Genomic DNA, 26,365 nt, shown 5'->3' with positions numbered 1-26,365 from the left:
CGCGCTTGAACATCTTTAGCATTTCTTCTCCCCGGGCCTCGGCGGACCAGCAACTGCTGAGCGAAGCCCGGGACTGGCTGGTCCTCCTGACGTCGGGCCGGGCCACCGCGGCCGATGCCCGGGCGCTGCGCCAGTGGTGCGCGCAGAGCCCGCAACACGCGGCTGCCTTCGAGCAGGCCAAGACGCTGTGGCATGGCTTGCAGCCGGCGGCCCAGCGCCTGGAACAGCAGGCACGCTCCCGGACTTTTGGGCGCCGGGCCTTTCTCGGCGGCGCGCTGGCGGCCTCGGCGGCACTGTTCATGGTGCGCATTACGGTGCCCGGCGGTTTTGCCGGGCTCACAGCGGATTTTTCCACCGAGGTCGGCGAGCAACGGCGGGTGGACCTGGCCGATGGTGTGAGCCTGGAACTCAACACCCAGACCCGTATCAGTCGCCGTGAACTGGCGGCGGGAGAGCAGGGCATCGAGTTGCTGGAGGGCGAGGTGGAGGTCTTCAGCCAGGGCGGGCAGGCGCTCAAGGTCCAGGCCGGGGAAGGTCGGCTGAGCGCGCGCCAGGCGCGTTTCAACCTGCGCAATACCGAGCGCCAGGTGTGCGTGACCTGTATCGAGGGCAGTCTGCAGGTAGAGGTGGCCGGGCGCAGCATTCGCCTGGACAGCGGCCGCCAGCTGACCTACGACGAGCGTGGCGTGGGCCAGCCAGTGGCGGTGGACCCCCATGCGGTGATCGCCTGGCGCGAGCAGGTGCTGGTGTTCGATAACGCCACGCTGGATACCGTGGTCCGCGAGATCAACCGCTACCGTCCCGGGATGCTGGTATTGCTCAATACCGAGCTCGGCAAACGCAAGGTCCAGGCGCGTTTCAACCTCGATCAACTGGCCGGCGTGGCGCTGTTGATCCGCGACGCCTATGGCGCCAAGTGCACCGAGTTGCCTGGTGGCGTGGTCCTGCTCAGCTGATACCGTCTCCGCGCTCGGCCTGAGCTGCCGCCGATATTCACTACGGGCCATGCGCAGCCTGCGGCAGCGGCTACTCCAAGCCGTGCACTGTTCGGCCTGTAGCCGCTGTCGAACCTGCGCCCGGTTGCGCCGCGACCGTAGATCCCGACGGACCTGACCCACCGCCGGTGTCCGCCAAGTGCTCCAGGACCGGGCTCAATCCAGCGGGCCCAGTACCTGGCGGTAGCGTTCTTCGCCTTGGGGCGTCTGGCGCACCAGGCGGATCTCCAGGCCGGCGGGGTTGTCCTGGCGGTTGCCGCTGAGCTGGCGCCAGCCTTTGTCCGGGTTCCACACACGCACCTGCAGATCGCTGACCCGCTCCAGCACCGCCACGCCGTCGCGCGGCGCCGGCAACGGGTAGCGATCACGGGCCTCGGCTACCGCGCGGTACAGGGTGTCGCCCTTGAGCCACCAGCGCACCCGTTGCAGGCCTTCGCCAGAGGTGGCGGCGCTGCGGATCACCTCCAGGCGAAAACCCTTGCTGTCGGAGCTGCGCACGCTCAGGGGCGCCGGGGTCTCGGGTTCGGCATTCTCGCTTTCACCAAGTTGCGGTTCACGCAACTCGATGGCGGCTCGCTGGGCCACGTCGCGGTCCAGCTGGTTGAGCGCCCGCAGCAACGCCTCGGTCTGCTCGGTGCCGGCCTTGAGGTGGGCGTCGGCCCGGCTCACGCTGTCCAGGCCGCGCCAGGCGATGAGGCTGACCACCGCCATGAGCATGATCGCCACCATTACCTCGATCAGGGTGAAACCTTCCTGGCGACTGTTCATGGCTGCTCCACCACGCGCAACTGGCCAGCCGGCGTGCGCTCCACCCACAAGCTATGCTGACCATCGGACAGCACGACCCGAACCGGCGGATTGATCCATTCGGCATTGAGCACCAGGCGCTGGCGCGGCTCGATGCGCACGTCCATGGCGGCGGTATCCCAACGGCGCGGCCGCAGTTGGCTGTCATGGCGGAAGTCGTCGACGCCGCTGCCGCCATCGGCCGGGCGGTCGAAGGCGAACCCCTTGGCATTGGCCCGCCAGGTGATGGGCCGGCCATCGGTGCGAGCTTCGGCCTGGGCCACTTGCAGTAGTTGCGCCAGGCGCTCGGCGTCCTTGCGCAGTTGTTGCAGCGGGTCGGGCTTGATGCTCAGGCCCACGGCGGCGCTGGCGATGCCAATGATCACCAGCACCACCATCAGTTCGATCAGGGTGAACCCCTGTTGCTTGCCGCTCTGCATCACGTTGCACTCCTTGGCGATGGGTCCAGACTGCCCGAGGCAGATGATCGTCCAGTGAAATAAAACCGTGAGAATTGAGCTGTAGGCTGCGGGGACGGACAAACAGGAGGTCCTGCCCATGCTACGCGCGATGCTCAACCCTTCTTCAGCTCCCCGGCTATTGCAGTACACGGCCCTGCTGGCGGCCCTGGCCGGTGTCGCCACCTGGTCGTCGCTGCTGCTGACCCCGGCCGAGTCCCAGACGCCGACGGCCGCGCCCCAGGTGCTCGCTGCACGTGCCGACAGCCCGGCCCTGCAGTGGTTCGCCAACCAGCCGGCGCAGGTGGATATCAAGGTCTCCGGGGTCATGGCCGGGGCCCGGGGGGCGGTGGCCATCCTCAGCCTCAACGACGGGCCTGCGCGCAGTTTCCTCGCCGGTGAACGGCTGACCCAGGGCGTGCGCCTGGCTGCCATCGAGGCCGATGGCGTGCTCATCGAGCGCGGCGGCGAGCAATCGCGGGTCAAGGTCAGCAAGCTGCCGGACTCGCCGGCCCTGCCACGGTTGACCCGCTGAGCTTCACTGGCGCGGCGCCTGTGGCCGGCTGACCAGGCTCTCCAGCCGTGCCAGGGGTGGCGCCTCACGGCTGCGGTCGCGTACCTGCACGCTGACCCGCAGCAGGCCCGGCGCAACGCCGGGAACTATCGCCTGCTCGCAACGCAGCTTGAGCCGGCCCTGGTCGCATTCGAAATTCTTCAGGCCCGGACGCAGATTGCCTTCCAGGCGCAGCTCGGCCAGGCGGCTCTGGGCCGCCAGCAGGGCCAGGGACTTGTCGCGCAACAAACCGTTGCCCTGGGTCATGAGGCCCGCCACGCGCACTGCCGCCGACATCGCCACGGCGATGATGGCCAGGGCTACCAGGACCTCGATCAGGGTGAATCCAGCTTGTTTGGACACCGCTCGCATGGGCTGCTCGAAACCGGGAAACAGCCTCGCAGACTAGCCCGCGGGCTTGACGGAATGGCGACCGAAACTCCCGAGGTTTTTCAATACCACTGACATATCTTCTTGCAACACTGCGCGACGAATCGAACTCAAGCCAAGGAATGTCGAGATGGATATCGCGCATGAAACGTCCCCACCCCAAGCCTGCGGAGCGTTGCCGGCAGGCCGGGAGATCGCCTCGCCAGGCCAGGAGCAGGAAGCTTGTGGTGTGGTATGCCAGGACGCCGGCGGCAGTTCGGCATGGCGCTCGCGGACCCGGGGCAGCCGCGCCCAGCGCGGTTTCACCCTGATCGAGATCATGGTGGTGGTGGTGATCCTCGGGATCCTGGCCGTCATGGTGGTACCCAAGGTCCTGGATCGTCCGGACCAGGCACGTGCCACCGCGGCCAAGCAGGATATCGCCGGTCTGATGCAGGCGCTCAAGCTGTATCGCCTCGACCATGGCAGCTATCCGAGCATGAACCAGGGCCTGAAGGTCCTGGTGGAACGCCCGGCCAATGCCAAGGACAGCAACTGGCGTTCCTACCTGGAGCGCTTGCCCAACGACCCCTGGGGGCACCCTTATCACTACCTCAACCCGGGGGCCAACGGCGAGGTGGACGTATTCTCCCTCGGCGCCGACGGCCAGCCCGATGGCGAAGGCGTGAATGCCGACATCGGCTCCTGGCAGTTGTAAGCCGGCCATGAACAGCCGTTCGCCCAGTGTGGCGAAGCAGCGTGGCATGGCCATCATCAGCGCCTTGCTGATCGCCGCAGTGGTGGCGGTGATCGCCGCGGCGATGCTCACCCGCCAGACGTCCTTCATGCGCACGGTGGAGGCCGAGCAGGGGCGGGTGGTGGGCAGCGCGGTGTTGCAAGGTGGGCTTGAGTACAGCCGGCAACTGCTCTGGGATGCGCGCCAGCGCGATGTCCTGACGCGCCTCGACCAGCCCTGGGCGCGGCCCATCGGCGACCAGGCGCTGGGCGGGTTCAACGACTCCTTCCAGGGGCGCCTGCAAGACCAGCAGGGCAAGTTCAACCTGCGCAACCTGGTGTTCCAGGGGCAGGTGGATCCGGTGCAGTTGCAGGGGTTCGAACAGCTGTGCCAGCTGATCGGCATCGATTCGGCCCTGGGCCGGCGCATCAGCCAGCGGGTGATCGCTTCCTACCCCCAGCGCCTGGACAGCCCGGACAGTGCTGCCAAGGTCCGTGGCACCTTCGACAGTGGTCGCCTGACCTCGCCCGGCGCCGAGGCACGGGTGCTGCCGGCCCGCCAGCCGATGCTGCGCAGCGTGGAAGAGCTGCGGGGGCTGTCGGGCATGAGCGAAGCCTTGCTGCTGCGCCTGACCCAGCACGTCAGCATCTTGCCGGGCAATACCTGGGTCAACGGCAATACCGCTACCGCCGAGGTGTTGGCCGCGGTGGTGCCGGGCTTGGCGCTGTCGCGGGCCAAGGCCCTGGTGGCCGAGCGCGACGCCGGGCACTGGTTCATCAACCGTGGTGATTTCGTCAACCGTCTGCGCATGCCGGAAGTGGCGGTGGAGCAAGTGCGGGTCGGCATCACCAGCGAATGGTTCCTGCTCCAGGGCCAGGCTCGCCGCGACCAGCGCCGGGTCAGCCTGCAAGCCCTGCTGCACCGCCCCGAGGACCGCATGCCCCAGGTGATCTGGTCGCGGGTGGGCGTATGAGCCGCCTGCGCATTGTCTTGCCGAGCCTGGCTGAGCTGGGCCAGGCCGGTTATCCCGTGCAGCACCCAGTGGATTTTGCCCGCCTGGACCGCCATGGCCGGGTCAGCGCCAGCGGATGTTGCCCCCTGGAGCAACTGGGGGCCATGGGCAAAGGCGCCAAGCCACTGCCGGTGGAGTGTTTCCTGCACCCCCAGGACAGCTTGTTGACCAGCATCGAGTTGCCGCAACTGCCGCCGGCGCGAATCAAGGCGGCGGTGGCTTGTGCCGCCCAGGCGCTGATCCTCGGTCCCATCGAGCTGATGCACATAGCCCACGGCCCGCGTGAGGCCGACGGCCAAGTGGCATTGGGCTGGCTGCCGCTGGAGCAGTTGCAGGCCCTGGGACGCTGGCTGGAACAGGCCGGGCTGAAGCTGCAGGGCCTGTACCCGGCGCCCTATGCCCTGGCGGTACCGGCGCCCGGACAACTGAACCTGTGTGCCGTGGATGGCTTGCTGGTCCTGCGGCATGGCTTGGCGCTGGGCAGCGTTCAGCCGCTGTTGGCGCCGGACGCGGACGGCGCCTTGCCGGCCAGCCTGGAGCAGCTGCGCGGCACGGCTGGGGAATTGGCCTGGATCGGTGACCAGGCGCCTGCGGGGATCGCCCAGCAGCCGGCCGAGCAACGCTGGAACGGCGCTGTCCCGGCCTGGAGCCTGCATGCCGGGGCGTTGCCCGGGCGTGTCGCGGCCAAGGGCTGGGGCCGGGCCCTGGGCTGCTGCGCCCTGGCGTTGGCGGTCTGGGTACTGGGCCTGAACCTGTATGCCGCGCGTGAAGCCGACCAGGGGCAACGACTCAAGACCCAGATGAACCAGAGGGTGCGCCAAGTGTTCCCCGAGTTGCCGGTGGTGCTCAATCCACTGCAGCAGGCCCGCCAGCAACTGGAGGCTCGGCAGAGCGGCTCGACGGGGGATCCGGCCCAGGGTTTTGCCAGCCTGTTGCAGCAGGCCGCCAGCGCCATGCCGTTCATGGTCGGTAGTGTCCAGAGCCTGAGCTATGCCCAGGAGCGCCTGCAGCTGGAAATGCTGCCCGATGCACCGCGAGTCACCGATGACAGCTGGCAGGGCGCACTGACCCAGGCCGGCTACAGCGTCCAGCGCGAGGCCAATGGCTGGACCCTGGCTCCTGCTGGCGCGCGTTCCGCCGACGCCATGGAAGCCCCGGAGGGCGACGATGATGAATAAAGCCCTGTTGGCACAGTACCGGGCTCGCTGGAGCGCGCTGCGAACCCGCGCCCGGGCCTATTGGAGCAGCCTGGCCCTGCGCGAGAAGCGCTTGCTGGCCGGCACCGCCGCCGGCCTGCTGGCCTTGCTGAGCTGGTCGCTGTTGATCCAGCCGGCCCTGCGCAAGATCGACTACTGGCAGGTCGAGACGCCCAAGCTGCGGTCCCAGGCCGAGGCCCTGGAAGTGCTGTTGCACGAGGTGGCGGCGGGCCCGGGCCAGGTGGCTGGAGCCGATCTGGAACAGGCCTTGCGCCAGACCCTGGACGGGGCTGGCCTCAAGGATCACTACCAATTGCAGCAGAGCGATGAAGCCGGCCCCGAGAGCTGGCGGTTGACCTTCGAGCAGGCCCCGGCGGATGCCGTGGTCGGCTGGTTGCTGGGCTCGCCCCGGCAGCTTTCGCTACAGGTGGTGGAGGCTCGCCTGCAACGCGCAGGCACGGCCGCCGCCGATGACTCGGCAGGCACACTGTCCGGGACCGTTCGCATGGATCAGGCGCAGGGCGCTAAGGAAGCTTCATGAAGTGGTCAGGTTCCAAATACGTGCGCCAGTGTCGCAAGGCCGCACCTTTCCTGCTGCTGGCGCTGGGGGCCTGCAGCACCAGCCAGTCCACCCCGCCACAGCCGACGCTGGTGGACAGCGAACTGGGCCAGCCGCTGGCCGATACCCGGCGCGGTGGCGATGTCCTGGCCGACCGCCAGCGCCTGCAGGCCCAACAGGCCCAGCGGCCCAAGGTGCTGCATCCGGTGACCAACAGTCGTGCCCAGGCCACGCCGCGCAGCACCAGCGTGCCGCGCAATCCGCTGGGTGACCAGCCAGTGCAATTGAACTTCGTCGAGGCCGACATCCAGGCGGTGGTGCGGGCCTTGTCCCGCTCCACCGGCCAGCAATTCCTGGTCGATCCGCGGGTCAAGGGCAACCTGACCCTGGTCAGCGAGGGCCAGGTGCCGGCGCACCAGGCCTACGACATGCTGCTGGCGGCGCTGCGCATGCAGGGCTTCAGCGTGGTGGATGTCGGCGGCGTGGCCCAGGTGGTGCCCGAGGCCGATGCCAAGCTGCTGGGCGGGCCGATCTACAGTGCCGACAAGCCGGCCGGCAACGGCATGCTGACCCGCACCTTCCGCCTGCAGTACGAAAACGCGGTGAACCTGATCCCGGTACTGCGGCCGATCGTTTCGCCCAACAACCCGATCAACGCCTACCCGGGCAACAACACCATCGTGGTCACCGACTACGCCGAGAACCTGCAGCGGGTGGCGCAGATCATCAATGGCATCGACACCCCGAGCGCCATCGATACCGATGTGGTGGCGGTGCAGAACGGCATCGCCGTGGACATTGCCACCATGGTTTCCGAGTTGCTGGAAAGCCAGGGCAGCGACCAGACCCAGAAGATCAGCGTGATCGGCGATCCGCGTTCCAATTCCATCATCATCCGCGCCGGCAGCCCCGAGCGCACCGAGCTGGCGCGCAACCTGATCTACAAGCTGGACAACGCCCAGAGCAACCCCAGCAACCTGCACGTGGTGTACCTGCGCAATGCCCAAGCCGGCAAGCTGGCCCAGGCCCTGCGCGGCCTGCTCACCGGGGAAAGCGACAGCGGCGGCAACGATGGTGCCCGGGCCATGCTCAGCGGCATGGGCGGCGGCACCAGCACCAGCAACGGCCAGGGCAGCAGCCAGACCGGCAGCAGCGCCAGCACCTCCGGCAATAGCAGCCTGGGCAACGGCAGCAGCGGCACCACCAAGGGTTACGGCCAGGGCGGCAGCGGTAGCGGCGGCCTGGGTAGCAATGGCCAGCAGAGCGACCAGAACACCGCCTTCAGTGCCGGTGGCGTGACCATCCAGGCCGACGCCACCACCAACACCCTGTTGATCTCCGCGCCGGACCCGCTGTACCGCAACCTGCGGGAAGTGATTGACCAACTGGACCAGCGCCGGGCCCAGGTAGTGATCGAGAGCTTGATCGTCGAGGTCAACGAAGACGATGCCAACGAATTCGGCGTGCAATGGCAGGCGGGCAACATGGCGGGGCGGGGTGGTTTTGGCGGGGTCAACCTCGGCGGCAGCGGCGTGGTCGGCAACCCGGGCAGCAAGACCAGCATCGACGTGCTGCCCAAGGGCCTGAACGTCGGTGTGGTCAACGGTACCGTGGACATCCCGGGGATCGGCAAGGTGCTGGACCTCAAGGTCCTGGCCCGGGCGCTCAAGAGCAAGGGCGGCTCCAACGTGCTGTCGACGCCGAACCTTCTGACCCTGGACAACGAGGCCGCGAGCATTTTCGTCGGCCAGACCATTCCTTTCGTCACCGGCAGCTATGTCACCGGCGGCGGTGGCAACAGCAACAACCCGTTCCAGACGGTGCAGCGCGAGGAAGTGGGGCTCAAGCTCAACGTGCGGCCGCAGATATCCGAGGGTGGCACGGTCAAGCTGGACATCTACCAGGAGGTCAGCAGCATCGATGCGCGAGCCTCCGTGGAAGCCGGCACGGTGACCCAGAAGCGCGCGATCGACACCAGCATCCTGCTCGACGACGGGCAGATCATGGTGCTCGGCGGTTTGCTGCAGGATGGCTATAGCCAGAGCAACGACGCCGTGCCGTGGCTGTCGAGCATCCCGGGGTTGGGAGCGCTGTTTCGCAACGAGAAGCGCAGCGTCAACAAGACCAACCTGATGGTGTTCCTGCGGCCCTACATCATTCGCGACAGCGGCGCGGGGCGCAGCATCACCCTCAACCGCTACGACTTCATGCGCCGGGCCCAGGGGCAATTGCAACCTGAGCGCAGCTGGGTGATGCCCGACATGCAGATGCCGCAGCTGCCGCCGGCGGCCAAGGCGATTCCCGGGGCGCAGCCGGTGTCGTTGCAGGACGCGCCCCAGGGCGTACGGGCCACCATCCGCGCAGTACCAGTGCAATGAGCCGGGCGACTGGCGCATGCCATCGCTTGCTTCGTGCAGCGATTCCTGGACGGATGGAGGTTTGGCGATGACCTCCCAGCTCCCCTACGCCTGGGCCAAATCCCAGCGCATCCTGCTGCGCCACGACGAGGAGGGCGCGGTGCTGCTGGTGTGTCCCTCGACCCCTGGCTGGTCCATCGCCGAGGCCCGCCGCCAGTTCGGCCCGGCGCGCCTGGAACAGGTGCGCGACGACGAACTCGACGGCCTGCTGGCTACCGCCTACGCCGACACTGGCAGCGCCGCGGCGGTGGTCGGCGCGGCGGAGAACGAGGTGGACCTGGACCGGCTGATGCAGGACATGCCGGAGATCACCGACCTGCTGGATACCCAGGATGGCGCGCCGGTGATCCGCATGATCAACGCCTTGCTCACCCAGGCAGCGCGGGACGAGGCCAGTGATATCCATATCGAGCCCTACGAGACCCACTCGGTGGTGCGCTATCGAGTCGACGGCACCCTGCGTGACGTGGTTTCGCCGCGCAAGGCGTTGCATGGCGCCCTGGTGTCGCGGATCAAGATCATGGCCCAGCTGGATATCGCCGAGAAACGCCTGCCCCAGGACGGCCGGATCGCCTTGCGCGTCGCCGGGCGGCCCATCGATATCCGCGTCTCCACGGTGCCTACCGGCCATGGCGAGCGGGTGGTGATGCGCTTGCTGGACAAGCAGGCCGGGCGCCTGCAACTGGAGACCCTGGGCATGGACCCGGCGCTGCTGGCCCGGCTCGACGGCCTGATCCGCCAGCCCCATGGCATCGTCCTGGTCACCGGCCCCACCGGCAGCGGCAAGACCACCAGCCTCTATGCGGCGCTGGCCCGGCTGGATGCCAGCACCAGCAACATCCTCACCGTGGAGGACCCAGTGGAATACGACCTGCCGGGCATCAGCCAGATCCAGGTCAACGCCAAGATCGACATGACCTTCGCCCTGGCCCTGCGCGCCATCCTGCGCCAGGACCCGGACATCATCATGATCGGTGAGATCCGTGACCTGGAGACCGCGCAGATCGCAGTCCAGGCGTCACTTACCGGGCACCTGGTGCTGGCCACCCTGCACACCAACGATGCGGTGTCGGCGGTCAACCGTCTGATCGACATGGGGGTCGAGCCGTTCCTCCTGGCTTCGTCGATGCTCGGGGTGCTGGCCCAGCGCCTGGTACGGCGCCTGTGCAACCAGTGCAAGGAACCTGATCCGGCCAACCCCGGCACTTGGCGTCCGGTGGGTTGCCCGGCCTGCAACCAGATCGGCTACAGCGGGCGTACCGGGATCCACGAGTTGTTCTGCATCGACGACGACATCCGCAGCCTGATCCACCAGGGCGCCGATGAGCAGGCGTTGCGCGCCTCGGCCCGGCGCGCCGGGATGTTCAGCATGCGTGAGGACGGCGAGCGCTGGGTGCGCAGTGGCGCCACCGCGCCGGAAGAAATCCTTCGTGTGACACGGGACGCCTGATGAATCGCTATCGCTACGAAGCTGCCGACAGCCTCGGCAAGATCGAGTCCGGGCACCTGGAGGCCGACAGCCAGAGCGCGGCCTTCGCCAGCCTGCGCAGTCGTGGCCTGACGGCCTTGCAGGTGCAACTGGACGGCAATCAGGGCGCGGCCGGGGCAGGGGGCATGTTCAGCCCGAAGCTCTCGGACAACGACCTGGCCTGGGCTACCCGCCAACTGGCCAGCCTGCTGGGGGCCAGCCTGCCCCTGGAGGCGGCCCTGAGCGCCACGGTGGAGCAGGCCGAGCGCAAGCACATCGCCCAGACCCTGAGCGCGGTGCGGGCCGATGTGCGCAGTGGCATGCGCCTGGCCGAGGCACTGGCGGCCAGGCCCCGGGACTTCCCGGAAATCTACCGTGCGCTGATCGCCGCCGGCGAGGAATCCGGCGACCTGGCCCAGGTCATGGAGCGGCTGGCGGACTACATCGAGGAACGCAACGGCCTGCGCGGCAAGATCCTCACGGCCTTCATCTATCCCGGGGTGGTGGGCCTGGTGTCCATCGGCATCGTGATCTTTCTTTTGAGCTACGTGGTGCCCCAGGTGGTCAGTGCTTTTTCCCAGGCGCGCCAGGATCTGCCGGGGCTGACCCTGGCGATGCTTGCCGCCAGCGACTTCATCCGCGCCTGGGGTGGCCTGTGCTTCGCCGCCCTGGTGGCCGGGTTCTGGGGTTGGCGGATCTACCTGCGCAATCCCCAGGCCCGCTTGAGCTGGCATAGCCGGATCCTGCGCCTGCCCCTGGTCGGACGCTTCGTGCTGGGCCTGAACACCGCGCGCTTCGCCTCGACCCTGGCGATCCTCGGCGGCGCCGGCGTGCCGTTGCTGCGGGCCCTGGAGGCGGCGCGCCAGACCCTGTCCAACGACCGTTTGAGCCAGAGCGTCAGCGAGGCCACGGCCAAGGTCCGCGAGGGTGCCAACCTGGCGGCGGCGCTGCGGGTGGAGAAGGTCTTCCCGCCGCTGTTGATCCATCTGATCGCCAGCGGCGAGAAGACCGGCGCCTTGCCGCCGATGCTCGAGCGGGCGGCGCAGACCCTGTCCAGCGACCTGGAGCGCCGGGCCATGGGCATGACCGCGCTGCTGGAGCCGCTGATGATCGTGGTCATGGGCGGCGTGGTGCTGGTGATCGTCATGGCGGTGCTGCTACCGATCATCGAGATCAACCAGCTGGTGACTTGATCGGGGCGAGGGCGCTCCCACCGTTCGGCCGTGGCCGGCAAACCCATTGCACTGGTCTGCCGGCCATGGATGCCTGCCTGTTCCGCAGGTATCAAGTTGCCCGGTACGAGTTTTCGCTCGTAGCGCGAGGGCCGCACCGGCAGATTCTTTTTTCAGGCCGCTCCCCGCGCTCCCGACCCTTCCGGCAGGCATCCTCGGGTTCCTCGTTCTGTCATGTTCCAGCCTCGCTCCCAGAGGCTACGGCGCCTGCCGGAAGATGCCGGCCCAGGCAGTGGAAACCTGGCTGTCACCTTGGGCGAAAGAGCCTTAAAAAGCACTGTGAACACCCGAGGATCTTTTGCAGTGACAGCCGGCTTCTCCCGAGCATTTTTCCTTTAACTGTCACCGGAAGCTGCGAACTTCTCTCCCCATGGCCTCACCCATCAAGCCCTCTGGATCAAGGCTTCTGGCCCGAGCGCCATGGCGTCATGCAAGAGCTATTCACCCAACGTACGAACACGACGAAAGGAGATTCTTCATGTTTAAGCGCAATGTTCTCGCGGCATCCCTGACCCTGGCTGCCCTGTGCTCGGCACAGGCTGCAATGGCTGACATCAACGGCGGTGGCGCTACCCTGCCACAACCGCTGTACCAGACCGCTGGCGTTCTGACCGCCGGTTTCGCTCCCTACATCGGCGTAGGCAGCGGCAACGGCAAGGCTGCCTTCCTGAACAACGACTACACCAAGTTCGTCGCCGGCACCACCGGCAAGAACGTGCACTGGGCCGGTAGCGATTCCAAACTCAGCGCCACTGAGCTGACCAACTACGCCGCTGCCCACAATGCTGCCTGGGGTCCACTGATCCAGGTGCCTTCGGTGGCCACTTCGGTAGCCATTCCGTTCAACAAGGCTGGCTCCGCTGCCGTTGACCTGAGCGTCAACGAGCTGTGCGGCGTGTTCTCGGGCCGTGTCAACGACTGGAGCCAGATTTCCGGTTCGGGTCGTACTGGCGCCATCACCGTGGTCTACCGCAACGAAAGCAGCGGCACCACCGAGCTGTTCACCCGTTTCCTGAACGCCAAGTGCGCTGAGACCGGCACTTTCGCCGTGACCACCAACTTCGCTTCCAGCTACTCGGGCGGCCTGCCAGCCGGTGCCGTGGCCGCTGTAACCAGCCAAGGCGTGATGGATGCGCTGAACGCTGGTGAAGGTCGCGTTACCTACATGAGCCCTGACTACGCTGCTGCTACCCTGGAAGGCCTGGATGACGCCACCAAGGTCGCTCGCGTCGGTAAAGACGTCGCCAAGAACATCGTTGGCGTTTCGCCTGCTCCAGCCAACGTGTCGGCTGCCATCAACGCTGTACCGGTGCCAACCGTTGACCTGAACAAGCCGAACAACTGGGTGCCGGTCTTCGCCGCCAGCGCTAACCCTAGCGATCCAAGCGTCGTGCCTTACCCATCCACTGGCTACCCAATCCTGGGCTTCACCAACCTGATCTTCAGCCAGTGCTACGCCGATGCCACCCAGACCTCGCAAGTGCGCACCTTCTTCGGTCGCCACTACGGCTCCAGCTCGCTGACCAACAACGACAACGCCATCAAGAACAACCGCTTCGTGCCGCTGCCAGCTGCCTGGAAAACCGCAATTCGTGACAGCTTCGTCACTGCTTCCAACGGCCTGAGCATCGGTAACACCAGCGTCTGCAACGCCATCGGCCGTCCGCTGTAACTGACGCGTTCGATACCCGCGACACCCGGATCAGCAACGGTTTCGACCGTTGCTGATCTTTTCATTCAGGGCCGCCCGGCCAGTCCATCGCCAGGGTCGGCACGCAGTTTGGCGCCAACCGCTGTGACGGCAGCGCGGACTCACTTCGAGGTTGCTCGCGGCCACCGGGATGGTCGACCAAGGGCGCCTTGGTCGCCGACGGGCGAGCGTTACACCCAAAACATGAATTTTCCATGACAAGCGTTCGGTCGTGTCCTTTGGCAACGGCCTATTCCTAAAGCAGTGACGCACGCCCTGGGCCGTACAGCGTCGCGCACCCGTGGGCGTCATAACAAAGGATGAGTAGTAATGGTTCGCTGCAAACCACCGGTTAACACCCCTGGCCTGGATTCCCAGGCGCCGATCCTGCGGCTCAAGCCCCTGGCCCAGGCCATCGCCCTGTTGCTGATGGCCGGCAGTGCCAATGCTGCCCCGGCCTTCAGTTCCGGCTGGTTCGCCGACAAGGGCGCCTCCCAGGCGGCCACTGCCGCGCGTACCGGCAGCCAGATGCCGGGCATGCCGCCACCGCTGTCCCAGCAGGTGCGGGTCAACCAGCAATTGCAGCGTTCGCTGGGCAACCTCAACTCCACGGTGGCGGCCATCGCCGCACAACAGGCGGCCCAGGCGGCGGCCCGCCAGGCTGCGTTCGGCAGCGTCAGCAGCGTTCCCGATGGCCTCGGCCAGGGCGGACTGAAGGTCGACAACAGCCTGACCCAGGGCTGGATCAACGCCAAGGGGCCGGTGCAGAGCCAATCCGGCGGCAAGACCACGGTGACCATCGAGCAGACTGCTGACAAGGCCATCCTCAACTGGGAAACCTTCAACGTCGGGCGCAACACCACGGTGGATTTCCAGCAGCAGTCCAACTGGGCGCTGATGAACCGGATCAATGATCCCAATGGCCGACCCAGCGAGATCCAGGGCCAGATCAAGGGCGCCGGCACGGTGATGATCATCAACCGCAACGGCGTGGTGTTCAGCGGCACCAGCCAGGTCAATGTGCGCAACCTGGTGGCGGCCGCAGCCACCATCACCGATGAGCAATTCAACAAGCGTGGCTTATATGTCGACGCCAACGGCAGCCAGCCGACCTTCACCGACGCCGCCGGCAAGGTCCTGGTCCAGGCTGGAGCCTTGATCCAGACCCATGCCCCGGCTACCTCCACCGATGCCGGTGGCTACGCCTTGCTGCTGGGCAGCGAGGTGCAGAACGCCGGGACCATCGTCACCGCCAAGGGCCAGACCACACTGGCCGCCGGCGACAGTTTCTACATCCGCCGCGGGGTCGGGACCGAGGGTAACCAGCGTTCCACCACTCGCGGCAACGAAGTGGCCACCTCGCTCAAGCCGGGCAGCAGTGCCGGCAAGGTCAGCAACAATGGCTTGATCATGGCCTCCACCGGCGATATCACCATGACCGGCCACCAAGTGCTGCAGAACGGCGTGGCCCTGGCCAGTACTTCGGTGGATACCCGGGGCACCATCCATTTGCTCAACTCCGCCAGCGACGGCACCGGTAGCGTCACCCTGGGGCAGGGCAGCACCACGGCGATTCTCCTGGATAGCAGCGGCAGCGGCGCCCTGGACAGCCAGCGCAACAGCGGCCTGGGTAATCTGGACGGCACCCCGAGCAACCTGATCACCGGCCAGTTCAACAACCTCAGCAGCGTCGCCGACCGTACCGACCAGTCCCGGGTGGAGATCGTCAGCGGCGGTACCGTGGACTTCCAGAAGGGCTCGATCACCCTGGCCACCGGTGGCCAGGTAGCGGTCAGCGCCGGGCAGCGCAGCCTGGTGCGCGATGGCGCGGTGATCGACGTCGCCGGCGCCGTCGGGGTCAAGGTGGCGATGGAGTCCAACAACATCAAGATCAACGTCCAGGGCAACGAGCAACGCGATTCGGCGGGCAATCGTGACTCCGGCAAGTTGATCAACAACGATGTGTGGGTCGACCTGCGCGAGCTGATCTTCGTGCCTGCGGGCACCAACGGTTATGCCAGCGATCGCTGGTACACCGCCGGCGGACTGTTGGAAGTGGGCGGTTATCTGGGCACCCAGCGACACAACATCGGCGAATGGATGGCCCAGGGTGGAACCCTGACCTTCACTGGCAAGGATGTGGTGACCCAGTCCGGCGCCCAGTTGAACCTGTCCGGCGGCACCGTGGACGTGCAGAGCGGCTATATCCAGCAGACCTGGCTCAAGGGGGTGGACGGGCGCCTGTACGAATTGTCCCGGGCGCCAGGGGACCTGCTCTATACCGGGATCTACAAAGGCTATGTGGACAGCAGTCCGCGCTGGGGGCGCACCGATTACTACTACAACCCGCTGATCGCCCAGCAGCAGCGCTACGAGGCGGGCTACACGGTGGGTCGTGATGCCGGCAAGCTGGTGATCGGCACCGGCAACGCGGTGCTCGAAGGGCAACTGGTCAGCGATGTGTTCAAGGGCGACCGGCAGATCCAGGCGCCCAAGCCCAACCTCGATGGCTACCAGCAATCGCACAAGGCGGCAGCCCAGCGCGCCCAGTTGATCATCGGCAACTACACGCCGATCTATAACAAGACCAGCGGTGTCCTGCGCTATGCCTTGAGCCCCACCGTGGACCAGGTGCTGATCGACGCCAACCAGCAGAAGATCGCCGATGGCCTGGACCTGGACAGCGCCTTGCCAGCCGATCGCCAGGGGCGCTTGGTACTCGACAGCGACCAGCTCAATGGCCTGCAACTGGGGGCGATCAAGATCGGCGCCCGGCAGCAGATCCAGGTCGATGGCGCGCTGACCGTGGCCGACGGTGGCGACATCACCCTGTTCGGTCCCCAGGTCAAGATCAACGCCAACCTCAGTGCCCACGGTGGCAGTATCAACGCCGGCAACGTGTTGAGTCAGGTGGACGTGAACCGCAATTTCGCGGTTGGCGACGTGATCCTTGCCCCCGCTGGCGGTGCCCAGGCGCGGATCGATGTCACCAGCGGGGTCAAGCTGGATGTGTCGGGCCGTTGGAACAACCTGGCCCTCGATCCGCTGAACAACAGCGGCGTACCGTTCAGCAACGGCGGCAAGGTGTCGCTGCGCAGCAGTGGCGACCTCAACCTGGCCAGCGGCACCCTGGTGGACGCCAGCTCCGGCGGCACCATAGGTTTCGATGGCAAGCTCAGCGGTGGCAAGGGGGGCGATGTGACCCTGGCGGCCGATGGCAAGCTCGACCTCAACGCAGAGCTGCGCGGCTATGGACTCAACGGCGGCGGTACCCTGGCCCTGCAGGCGCACAAGGTGCTGGTCGGTGCGCGGGATGTGGCGCCGCAGCCCGGCACCCTGCAGTTGGCGGGAGACTTCTTCGACAAGGGCTTCTCGGCCTACGATATCACCGGCAACGAAGGACTGGTGGTCGCCGAGGGCGCCAGGGTCGACGTCAAGATGCCGGTCTATCGCCTTGGCTCCCAGGCCGGTAACGCCGGCACTGGCAGCGATCCGGGCAGTATCCTGGAACGCTGGCTGCCAGATCTTTACCAGCAGGATGCGACCAGGGGTGTGCTGACCCAGCGCCGTGGCGCCGGGCTGACCCTGACCGCCGGCAACCAGTACTCCACCGGCGCGCAACTGGCGACTACGGCGCTGAGCGTGGGCCAGGGTGCGGTGATCAATGTCGATCCGGGACAAGCCATCAACTTGCGCAGCGTCGGCCAGTTGACCATGAACGGCACCCTCAACGCCTGGGGCGGCAGCGTCAGCCTCGGTGGCCTCACCGTGGCCAGTTCCGAGGCGGCCAACGCTGCCGGCCACGGACGCTCGATCTGGGTTGGTGAGCAAGCGCTGATCGATGTCGCGGCCCGGGCAGTGAGCGCCGTGGACAATCGTGGGCGCAGCTATGGCCAGGTGCGCAACGGCGGCAACATCAGCATCGGCGGCGAGATCGACCTGGCCACTGGCATCGCCAAGGCCAGTGACCTGTTCGTGGTGGTGCGTGACGGTGCGCGGCTGGATGCATCCGGCACCCAGGCCGCCCTGGACATTCCCGGACAAGGGCGGGTGCAGGTCGCCAGCAATGGCGGCAGCATCAGCTTCGCCTCCAACAATGGCCTGTACCTGGACGGCAGTTTTATCGCCAGGGCCGGTGGTGCCGGTGCGGCCGGTGGTAGTTTGTCCGTGGCCCTGGAAAGCCCTTACTACGCCAAGAACGCGGTGACCGACCGGGTGCTCAAGGCCCGCGAACTGGTAGTCAGCCAGACTCACCAGGCCAATGTCTTGCCCGGATCCCCCGATGTTGCGGGCTCAGCTCTTGAGTATGGTCATGGCGGCCTCGGTGTGGATCAAGTGACAGCTGGCGGTTTCGGCAACCTGGCCTTGCTGAGCAACGGCCTGTTGAGCTTCGATGGCGATGTGTCGCTGAACATGGGTCAGAGCCTGCGCCTGTACAGTGGCGCCCTGGGCCTGGCGGAAACTGCCGCAGCCAATACCCGGGTCAATCTGTCGGCGCCTTACCTGCTGTTGGCGGGCATCCTCGCGCCCCCGGAGGCCAAGGACCAGTATGTGCGTCCGGTGGTCTCCATCGGCAGGCCGTCGGAGCGCGCTACCCAGGCATTGTTCAACGCCAGCGGCAACCTGATCGATGTGCGCGGCAATGTGATGTTCGGCAGCAAGGGCGACCTGCGTCAGGCCAACAACAGCCTGGTGAATATCGAACGGCGAGGCTTCGATCATGTCCGGCTCGATAGCCAGGGCGATCTGCGTTTCCTCGCCGGCGCTGGCGCCGATGTGATCGCCAAGGGCATCAGTACCCAGCTGCTGACCCAGGGCGACATGACCCTGCGTGCGGCGCAGTTGTATCCGGGTACCGAGGTCGGGGCTCGGGTGATCGCCGGCTACAAGTACGATTACGCAGGCCTCGCATTCGATCCGACCCGGACCCTGACCATTGCGCGCAACGGCAATACTGACTCGGCCGTGCCGTACTCGGTCTTCGGCCGCCTGCAGCTGGGTGCCGCCAATATCAAGCAGGGCGGCGTGGTGCGCGCCCCCCTGGGCCTGATCGAGATCGGCAACCTGGGTAGCAGCAAGGTCGAATTGCTGCCCGGCAGCCTGACCTCGGTCAGCGGCAAGGGCCTGGTGCTGCCCTATGGCGGCACCGTCGATGGCCAGGTCTACAAGTACAACGGCAAGACCGTGAACTTCGTGGGCCAGGGTGGGCTGGTTAATGAAAACAGTGAGCTGAGTGTCGGCGTGATCCTGGGTGGCAAGTCGGTGAAGGTGCAGCAAGGGGCGACCCTGGATCTGTCCGGCGGCGGCGAGTTGCTGGGCGCAGGTTTCATCTCCGGGCGCGGCGGCTCCACCGATGCCCGCTACAGCCCGCTGGTGCAGATCGGTGCCAATGGCGTCCTGGTCTTGCCGGGCCTGGCGAGCAACCCGATCTACGCCATCGTTCCCGGCGCTCAACCCGGCTACGCGCCGGTGGCACCGGAGGGCGGCGCGGTAGACCCGCTGATCGGCCAGCAGGTGACCATCGGCGCCGGAGTGCCCGGGCTGGCGGCGGGTACCTATACCCTGATGCCGTCCACCTATGCCCTGATGCCGGGGGCTTTCCGTGTGGAGATCAACGGCCTGGCGGGACTTGGCAGTGAGGGCTCGGCCCAGCAGATGCGCAATGGTTCCTGGAGCACCGCCGGGCGCTTGTCCATCGCCAACACCGGGATCGGCAACAGCGTCGCCAGCCAGTTGATCCTGACCTCGGCCGATACCCTGCGCCGTTATTCGCAGTACAACGAGACCAGCTACGCACAATTCGCCATGGCCGATGCGGCCAAGCTCGGCGTGCCGCGGCCCTTGCTGCCGGTGGACGCCAAGACCCTGAAGCTGGCGCTGGAGTCCGGTGCCGGAAGCGAAGCGTTTTCCTTCAAGGGCACTGGTCGCTTCGAGGCCGCGGCGGGGGGCTTTGGCGGTACCGTTTCGATATTGAACAGGGGCAGCGGTAGCGGTATCGAAGTGGTGCAGGCCGGGCAATCGGCCACCGACGGCTTTACTGGAGTCACCCTGGATGCCGACAGTCTCAACTCCCTGGGCGCCGGGCGCCTGATGCTCGGCGGCCTGACCCTGGTCAAGTATGGGCAGAGCGGTAACCTCATCACCCTGGCAGAGGGCACCAATACCAGCAATGGTTCGATCATCCTGCGCCAGGGCGCGGCCCTGGCGGCGCCGGAGGTGTTCCTGGTAGCCAGCTCCGGCGAGATCGTGGTGGAGCAGGGGGCTTCGATCAACACCATCGGTCGTGGCAAGGCCAGTTATGACGCGCGGGACGGTTTCACCTATCAGGTAGGCAATATGTTGGCGGTGTCCAATGGCTTGCTCAATGTGGTGAGTGCGCCTGCGACCCAGCAGCCCAGTGGCGGTATCAAGGTGGGTAGCTGCGGCACCAGCCTGTGCATCGGACAAACCGCGTTGTACTCCGAGGGCAGCATCGTTGCCTTGACCGACAAGACCTTCGAGTTGGGCGACCAGGTGCGCTATGGCACCCGACACCTGAACCTGGGCTTGAGCAGCATCAACGTGGGCAGCCCCGAGGCCCTGGCTGCGGCAGCCGCGGGTAATCGCCTGCCGGCCGGCATGACCCTGACCCAGCAAGTGCTGGATCGCCTGCTGCGCGGCGATACCCAGTTCGGCGCCCCGGCCCTGGAGACCCTGCAACTTTCGGCCCGGGACAGCTTCAACTTCTATGGCAGTGCGGGCCTGGATACCTACGATCCGGTGACCGGCAAATCGTTGTTGAGCAACCTCATGCTCTCGACTCCCGCCATCTACGGTTCCGGTGGCGCCAATGACGTGGCCAGCATCCGTACCGCCAACCTGATCTGGCAGGGGGCCACCAGCCCGGCTGGGACAGTGGTGGCTGGCGGTGCCGGCACCGGTAGCGGACGTCTGGACATCAATGCTGAGCGCATCGAGTTCGGGTATGGCGCCTTCGCCCAGCCCAGCACCTCCAAGACCTTCGATCGCCTGGCCCTGGGGTTCGCCAACGTCAATCTCAACGCCAGCCAGCGCATCACCGCCAACCACAAGGGCAGCCTCGCGGTGTACCAGAGCCAGGGCGGCTACGACCCACTCAAGGGTTTTGCCTATAGCGGCGGCAACTTGAATATCCGTACGCCGTTGATGACTGGCGAAGCCGGTTCGGTGAACCGCATCACGGCCGGTGGCGCCATCGATATCGGCGCCACGGCTGGCCCTCGTGGCCAGGCCAATGGCCAGGGGGCCGAGTTGTCCTTGAGCGGTGACAGCATCCGCCTGGCCAGCGCGGTGGTCCTGCCCAGCGGCAAGGTGACCCTGGATGCCCGTGGCGATGTGCAGTTGACCGATGCTGCGCTGATCGATGTGGCCGGGCGTGCCATGGCCTTCAACGATCTGACCAAGTACGGAGCCGGCGGCGAGGTGCTGCTGCAGAGCCGTACTGGCAATGTATTGCAGGCGGCGGGTTCGAGCATCGACCTGTCGGCGCAGAACAACCAGGCCGGCAAGTTGCGCGCCGTGGCCCTGGACAGTGGCGCGGGGCTGGTGGACCTGGCGGGCAAGATCCTTGGCGCCAGCAGTGGCTCTTACGATGCCGGCGGTACCCGGGTGCCGTACCTGGGCGGCGCGGTGGAAATCCAGGCCCAGCGCCTGGGTGGCAGCGGTACCCTGGATGAGCAGTTCGCTGCCCTCAACCAGCGCCTGAACCAGGGCCAGGTACATGGCGCGCGCAGCTTCCAGCTCAAGCAGGGCGACCTGACCATCGGCAATGGCCTGAAGGCCAACAGCATCAACGTCTCCCTGGACAACGGCAGCCTGCGGGTCAACGGCCTGGTGGACGCCAGCGGCGAGCGGGTCGGCAGTATCAACCTGGCGGCCGGCAATGGCCTGGTCCTGGACTCCGGCGCGGTGCTCGATGCCCATGGCAGCAAGCTGCGGGTGGACAGCTACGGCAAGATCATCGATGCGCCCAACCGTGCCACCGTCGTCTTGGGTTCCGGCAAGGGCCAGTTGACCCTGGCCGAAGGCGCGCGCATCGACCTGCGCCATGGCACGGATGTAGCAGTCGGTGGTGCTGCGGGACAGAACGACGGCCGCAGCCGTGGCACCCTGGAGCTCAACGCGCCACGGATATTCAAGCCCGACGGCAGTAGCGACGATATCGCCATCGATGCCCGGGGGCGCCTGGATATCCAGGGTGCGCGCTCGATCGCGGTCAACGGCATGGTCAGCTATGACAATGATGCGCCGCAGAAGAACGATGCCGCCAGCGGCCGTCCTTATCAGGAAATTACCCAGGCCTACCTGGACCAGAAGCATCAGTTGAGCACCGCCTTCATCAACGCCGCCCTGCAGAACAGCGACCTGATGCAGAACAAGCTGGCCGGGTTGAACAACGCAGGTTATGCCGACGCCTTCCACCTGCGCCCTGGGGTCCAGATCGTCAGCAAGACCCCTGACGGCGACCTGGTGGTGCAGGGCGACCTGGACCTGTCCGGCTACCGCTATGCCAGCGTCAACCCCCACAGCCAGAAGACTGCGGTATATGGCTCGGGCGAGGTCGGCGCCCTGGTGTTGCGCGCCGGTGGCGAGCTGAGTATCTACGGCAGTATCAACGATGGCTTCGCCCCGCCACCACAGACCGTGGACGACAAGGGCTGGGTGCTGTTGCCGGGAGTGGACTTCACCGGTGGCAACATCATCGTGCCTGGCACCGGGGTGACCCTGGCCGATGGCACCAGCTTCCCGACTGGCGCGACCCTCAACTATGACTTGCCGATCAAGGGCCTGACCCTGGCGGCGGGTACCCGCTTGCCGGTGACCGCGATCCTCGACCAGAGCCTGGTCCTGCCGGCCGGCACCGTCCTGGCGGCGGCCATACGTGACGCCGCCGGCAACTTGCTGTTCGCCGCCGGAACCCTGCTCAGCGAAGCCCAGACCCTGGCCGTCGGTACCCAGCTGGAGGCCGGCAGCCTGCTTGGCCAGAATGCTCGGGTCAAGGCCATGACCTGGCCCAAGGGCGTGGCCTTGCCCAGCCTGGCTGGCGACCTGGTGCTGCTCGATGGCAGCAAGCCATTGCCCAAGGGCGCGCTGATTCCAGCTGGTACCAACGTCAAGTTGCCGACGGGCGTGGAGTCGGTGCAGTTGCGTCCGGAAGTGGCCGGGCGCCAGGGCAAGCTCTGGGCCATCGCGCCGATGCTGGCCGAAGGGTCGCAGTCCTGGTCCCTGCGTCTGGTGGCCGGGGGCGATACCGAGGCCGCCGACAGCCGCATCCTGCAGGCCAATCCGCGTAACGGCGACCTGCATCTGGCCGACAGCCACTATGGCATGTACGCCAACGAGATGCCGGCCAAGGGGGTGTTTACCTGGACGGCCGCAGTGGTCCAGGCATTGGCCGAAAACGGGGTTTTCGTCAAGGAAGGCGATCCGGTGGACCAGAAGGTGCTTGATGACCTGGACCTGGGCACCATCGCTGAGTTTTGTGGCGCGACTCCGGAATTTTGCGCGATGAAGACCACCTATGTCTGGACCCAGGCCGCCGTGGACGAGCTGGCCCTGGCGGGCATCGAGGTCAAGCTGGGAGCGGTGATCGACGAGAAATTCATTCAGGACCTCGGAATGCCTTCGGTGGAGGCACTGTGTACCGAAACGCCAACCTTCTGCCTGGCCCAGAGTGCCAAGGAATATGAAGCCAAGCCGTCCAGCACCCGCTTCAGCGTGATCCGTACCGGTACCGGCGACCTGGAACTGCTCAGCGCCGGCAGCCTGAGCATGGACTCGCTGTATGGGGTCTATACCGCCGGCACCTCTTCCATCGCGACCCGTGCCGGTGATCCCTACAACCAACCTCGGGGCCTGGGCAGCGGTAGCACGGTACTGAATGATCCGGGCAGCTACTTCGAACAGTTCGTCAACGGCAGTACTACCAGCCTGTACCGAGCCTGGTATCCAGAGGCGGGAGGCAACCTGCGGGTCGATGTCGGCGGCGACTTGACCGGCAATATCACTGGCGTGGCTAGCAACTCATGGCCCAATCCCAAGGACAAGGGCTGGGACTCGGCCGAGGTGGGCAGCTGGCTGTGGCGCCAGGGCAGTGCGAGCGTCGATACCGGCGGCTCTGCGCAACCTACGGCCTGGTGGATCAACTTCGGTACCTATACGGCGGGAGCTGCCGACAAGCTGATGGGGTTCACCGGATTCGGTACCCTGGGCGGCGGCAACCTGCAGATGAATGTCGCTGGCGATGCCGGGATCCTGGCCCCGGCTGCCAGTTCGTCCGCTGGCATGGGACCACGCAGCCAGGGCCTGGTATTGGCGGTAGGCAGCACCGGCAGGGTCGCCAGCGATGGCAGTCTGCAACTGACCGGTGGTGGCGACCTGCAGGTACGTATCGCGGGGGCCCTGAACCCGCTTGCCAGCACAAGCAGCGATCATCTGGGCGGCATGCTGGTCAACCTGCGGGGTGATACCGCACTGCAGAGCGCTTCCCAGGGCAGCATCGACGTGCTGTATGGCGGCACCGCAAAAGATCACAGTCCCAACGAGACCCGGGCGTTCGACCCGTTGCGAGCAACTCGCAGCCTGGCTCAGGGCGGCATGACCCTGGTACCCGGGGACGCCACTTTCCAGTTGCAATCCCGTGGGGACCTGGTGGTACAGAGCGTCGAGGATCCGGGGCGGGTCCGCCAGTTCAATACCGCGCCCTTCAGTCGTAGCGGGCAGCAGGGCACTGGACAGAGCTGGTTCACCTTGTGGACCGACACCACAGGTATCGATCTGTTGTCCCACGGTGGCAACCTGACGCCGTTTACCAGTGCCCTTAGCATGACCGACCTGGCGGCAGTCTATCCCTCGATTCTGCGGGCCACGGCTGCCAGCGGCAGCCTCTACTATGGCAAGGCCGCTGCGCCAGAGCGTGAGGACGTGAACTACCGCTATCCGCTGCTGTTGGCGCCGGGCGCCAAGGGGCAGCTGCAGTTCCTCGCCCAGGACTCGATCCATGCCGGTGGTCTGATCGTCAGTCAGTCAGGCGCCGCAGCCAGTTCGATGGCCACTCCCTGGCGTCCGGCCTTCGTTGGCCGGGTCGGCAATGCCGTAGTGGCCAGCAATCTTTCGGCCAGCGGTAATCCGGCTACGTCCACCTTGCCTTTGTTCGCCTTTGGCTCGGGTAGTGTCGCCGGGCTGGTTGACGGGGCTGCCGATCCGGCACGGTTCTATGCGGTAGTCGGTGATCTGGTGGGGGTCAGCAGTGGCCGGATCATCAGCTTTGGCAGCGGGGCCAGTGCGCTGCATACCGGGCAGACCTGGTACGAAGGCAGCCGTCCGGTCTGGATGATGGCAGGGCGCGACATCGTGGGTGGTGGGCAGCTCTTTGGTGAGCGTAACCCGGGTGACAGTTCATCATCGCAAGGCAACCTGTTCATCCATAACAACCCCAGCGATATCTCCATCGTCAGGGCCGGGCGCGACATTCTCTACAGCAGCTTCAACGTCGCCGGCCCCGGTACCCTGGAGCTGACGGCGGGGCGCAACATCCTGATGGAGGACAAGGTCAGCGTCACCAGTCTCGGCGCCGTGGCGCCGGGGGATAGTCGCCCTGGGGCGAGCATCGTGATGCAGGCCGGGGTCGGCGCCAGCGGGCCGGATTACCAGCGCTTCGTCGAGGCTTATCTCAACCCGGACAACCTGGGGGGCAGCGGCGAGTCCCTGGCGGGCAAGCGGGTGGCCAAGACCTACGAGAACGAGCTGGTGGCCTGGCTGGCCGAACGTTTCGGTTTTGTCGGTAGCACGACCGAGGCCCGGGCCTACTACGCGGCACTGCCGGCAGAACAGCAGCGGGTGTTCGCCCGGGATGTGTATTTTGCCGAGCTCAAGGCCGCCGGCCGCGAGTACAACGAGGAGGGCGGGGTACGCCAGGGCAGCTACGCCCGGGGCAGGGCGGCAATCGCCGCGTTGTTCCCGCAGACCGACGTGGCCGGTAATCCGATCACCTACAAGGGCGATATCACCCTGTTCGGTGGCTCCGGGGTGCGGACCAACTTCGGCGGCAGCATCCAGATGCTGACTCCCGGTGGCAGCCAGACCTTCGGTATCGAGGGCGACGCGCCGCCAGCCTCGGCGGGGATCATCACTCAGGGGGCGGGGGACATCCAGCTGTACTCCCTGGGCAGCATCCTGCTGGGCCAGAGCCGGATCATGACCACCTTCGGCGGGGCCATCATGGGCTGGTCGGCCCAGGGCGACATCAACGCCGGCCGGGGTTCCAAGACAACCGTGGTCTACACCCCGCCCAAGCGGGTCTACGACAACTGGGGCAACGTCAGCCTGGCCCCATCGGTGCCCAGCACCGGTGCGGGGATTGCCACCCTGGCACCGATTCCCGAGGTACCGTCGGGCGATATCGACCTGATCGCACCCTTGGGTACGGTCGATGCCGGCGAAGCGGGGATCCGGGTTTCGGGCAGCATCAACGTTGCGGCCTTGCAGGTGGTCAACGCCGCGAACATCCAGAGCCAGGGCAAATCCTCCGGGATCCCGATGACCGCGACGATCAACACCAGTGCCATGACTTCGGCCAGCGCCGCAGGCTCGGCGGCCTCCCAAGCCGCACAAGATGCGACGCGTAACCAGCAGGCGGCGTCCAGGCAGGGCCAGGCATCCATCGTCACCGTTGAGGTGTTGGGTTTTGGTTCCGAGCAGGTGCAGCGTCCGCGCGAGGAAGCCAGCCAGGCCCCAGCCTACAACCCTGACAGCCCGGTGCAGGTACTGGGCGCCGGCCCACTCAACGAACAGGCGCGGGCTCGCCTCACCGAAGAGGAGCGCAAGCAACTGACGCTATAAGGTTCTCTCGTGGTAGCAACGCTTTGGGGGCGATCA

Annotated in this window: 14 protein-coding genes; 11 read left to right on the top strand and 3 right to left on the bottom strand. The window is 66.3% G+C overall.

Annotation, left to right across the window (positions count from 1 at the left end):
• The first annotated feature begins 5 nt into the window (after positions 1–5).
• A complete protein-coding gene (locus GDH07_RS15160) occupies positions 6–956 on the top strand; it encodes a FecR family protein (RefSeq protein ID WP_152898058.1) in 951 nt (316 codons plus the stop codon).
• 195 nt (positions 957–1,151) lie between these two features.
• On the opposite strand, the gene gspJ is transcribed toward GDH07_RS15160, so the two are convergent.
• Together gspJ and gspH are read right to left on the bottom strand one after the other, a co-directional pair.
• Complete coding sequence (gspJ, locus tag GDH07_RS15155) at positions 1,152–1,763, bottom strand: type II secretion system minor pseudopilin GspJ (protein WP_053129048.1); 612 nt, start codon at positions 1,761–1,763, stop codon at positions 1,152–1,154.
• Positions 1,760–2,221: a type II secretion system minor pseudopilin GspH gene (gspH, locus tag GDH07_RS15150; RefSeq protein ID WP_022644106.1), complete on the bottom strand. Its 462-nt coding sequence runs from the start codon at positions 2,219–2,221 to the stop codon at positions 1,760–1,762. Before gspH ends, gspJ begins: the two co-directional genes overlap by 4 nt.
• Before the next feature lie 118 nt (positions 2,222–2,339).
• On the opposite strand from gspH, the gene GDH07_RS15145 reads away from it, so the two are divergent.
• Entirely contained in the window at positions 2,340–2,774 is a 435-nt protein-coding gene (locus tag GDH07_RS15145) for a type II secretion system protein N (RefSeq protein ID WP_022644107.1), read from the top strand.
• Between the two features lie 3 nt (positions 2,775–2,777).
• On the opposite strand, the gene gspI is transcribed toward GDH07_RS15145, so the two are convergent.
• Positions 2,778–3,164, bottom strand: a complete 387-nt coding sequence (gspI, locus tag GDH07_RS15140) for a type II secretion system minor pseudopilin GspI (protein WP_152898057.1) — start codon at positions 3,162–3,164, stop codon at positions 2,778–2,780.
• 247 nt (positions 3,165–3,411) lie between these two features.
• Between gspI and gspG the strand changes: the two genes are divergently transcribed.
• The 9 genes from gspG to GDH07_RS15095 all read left to right on the top strand — a co-directional run bounded on the left by gspG (position 3,412) and on the right by GDH07_RS15095 (position 26,329).
• The gene (gene gspG / locus GDH07_RS15135; RefSeq protein WP_031321614.1) at positions 3,412–3,879 is read left to right on the top strand and encodes a type II secretion system major pseudopilin GspG; all 468 of its coding nucleotides are present in this window, start codon (positions 3,412–3,414) and stop codon (positions 3,877–3,879) included.
• Between the two features lie 7 nt (positions 3,880–3,886).
• The gene (gene gspK / locus GDH07_RS15130) at positions 3,887–4,870 is read left to right on the top strand and encodes a type II secretion system minor pseudopilin GspK (RefSeq protein ID WP_152898056.1); all 984 of its coding nucleotides are present in this window, start codon (positions 3,887–3,889) and stop codon (positions 4,868–4,870) included.
• Positions 4,867–6,087: a type II secretion system protein GspL gene (gspL, locus tag GDH07_RS15125; RefSeq protein ID WP_152898055.1), complete on the top strand. Its 1,221-nt coding sequence runs from the start codon at positions 4,867–4,869 to the stop codon at positions 6,085–6,087. Before gspK ends, gspL begins: the two co-directional genes overlap by 4 nt.
• Positions 6,080–6,646, top strand: a complete 567-nt coding sequence (gene gspM / locus GDH07_RS15120; RefSeq protein ID WP_053129056.1) for a type II secretion system protein GspM — start codon at positions 6,080–6,082, stop codon at positions 6,644–6,646. Before gspL ends, gspM begins: the two co-directional genes overlap by 8 nt.
• Entirely contained in the window at positions 6,643–9,042 is a 2,400-nt protein-coding gene (gspD, locus tag GDH07_RS15115) for a type II secretion system secretin GspD (protein ID WP_152898054.1), read from the top strand. The genes gspM and gspD overlap by 4 nt, the downstream gene beginning before the upstream one ends.
• Positions 9,043–9,109: 67 nt before the next feature.
• Positions 9,110–10,531, top strand: a complete 1,422-nt coding sequence (gene gspE / locus GDH07_RS15110; RefSeq protein ID WP_022644113.1) for a type II secretion system ATPase GspE — start codon at positions 9,110–9,112, stop codon at positions 10,529–10,531.
• Positions 10,531–11,742 carry a type II secretion system inner membrane protein GspF gene (gene gspF, locus GDH07_RS15105; protein ID WP_053129059.1) on the top strand — a complete coding sequence of 404 codons (1,212 nt, stop codon included), beginning with the start codon at positions 10,531–10,533 and terminating at the stop codon, positions 11,740–11,742. Before gspE ends, gspF begins: the two co-directional genes overlap by 1 nt.
• A 517-nt stretch (positions 11,743–12,259) precedes the next feature.
• Complete coding sequence (locus GDH07_RS15100) at positions 12,260–13,453, top strand: substrate-binding domain-containing protein (protein ID WP_152898053.1); 1,194 nt, start codon at positions 12,260–12,262, stop codon at positions 13,451–13,453.
• Between the two features lie 348 nt (positions 13,454–13,801).
• Positions 13,802–26,329, top strand: coding sequence for a filamentous haemagglutinin family protein (locus tag GDH07_RS15095; protein ID WP_152898052.1), 12,528 nt, complete (start codon positions 13,802–13,804; stop codon positions 26,327–26,329).
• The last annotated feature ends 36 nt before the right edge of the window (positions 26,330–26,365 follow it).

Source organism: Pseudomonas piscis (genome assembly GCF_009380155.1).
Classification (GTDB): domain Bacteria; phylum Pseudomonadota; class Gammaproteobacteria; order Pseudomonadales; family Pseudomonadaceae; genus Aquipseudomonas; species Aquipseudomonas piscis.
Note: the sequence above shows the minus strand (reverse complement) of the source record. Positions and strands in the feature narration are given on the sequence as shown.

Coding starts and splice junctions, on each gene's coding strand:
- gspE (WP_022644113.1), top strand. CDS start 9,110: ATGACCTCCCAGCTCCCCTACGCCTGGGCCAAATCCCAGCGCATCCTG.
- GDH07_RS15100 (WP_152898053.1), top strand. CDS start 12,260: ATGTTTAAGCGCAATGTTCTCGCGGCATCCCTGACCCTGGCTGCCCTG.
- gspK (WP_152898056.1), top strand. CDS start 3,887: ATGAACAGCCGTTCGCCCAGTGTGGCGAAGCAGCGTGGCATGGCCATC.
- gspI (WP_152898057.1), bottom strand. CDS start 3,164: ATGCGAGCGGTGTCCAAACAAGCTGGATTCACCCTGATCGAGGTCCTG.
- gspH (WP_022644106.1), bottom strand. CDS start 2,221: ATGCAGAGCGGCAAGCAACAGGGGTTCACCCTGATCGAACTGATGGTG.
- gspD (WP_152898054.1), top strand. CDS start 6,643: ATGAAGTGGTCAGGTTCCAAATACGTGCGCCAGTGTCGCAAGGCCGCA.
- gspL (WP_152898055.1), top strand. CDS start 4,867: ATGAGCCGCCTGCGCATTGTCTTGCCGAGCCTGGCTGAGCTGGGCCAG.
- gspF (WP_053129059.1), top strand. CDS start 10,531: ATGAATCGCTATCGCTACGAAGCTGCCGACAGCCTCGGCAAGATCGAG.
- GDH07_RS15145 (WP_022644107.1), top strand. CDS start 2,340: ATGCTACGCGCGATGCTCAACCCTTCTTCAGCTCCCCGGCTATTGCAG.
- gspJ (WP_053129048.1), bottom strand. CDS start 1,763: ATGAACAGTCGCCAGGAAGGTTTCACCCTGATCGAGGTAATGGTGGCG.
- GDH07_RS15095 (WP_152898052.1), top strand. CDS start 13,802: ATGGTTCGCTGCAAACCACCGGTTAACACCCCTGGCCTGGATTCCCAG.
- gspM (WP_053129056.1), top strand. CDS start 6,080: ATGAATAAAGCCCTGTTGGCACAGTACCGGGCTCGCTGGAGCGCGCTG.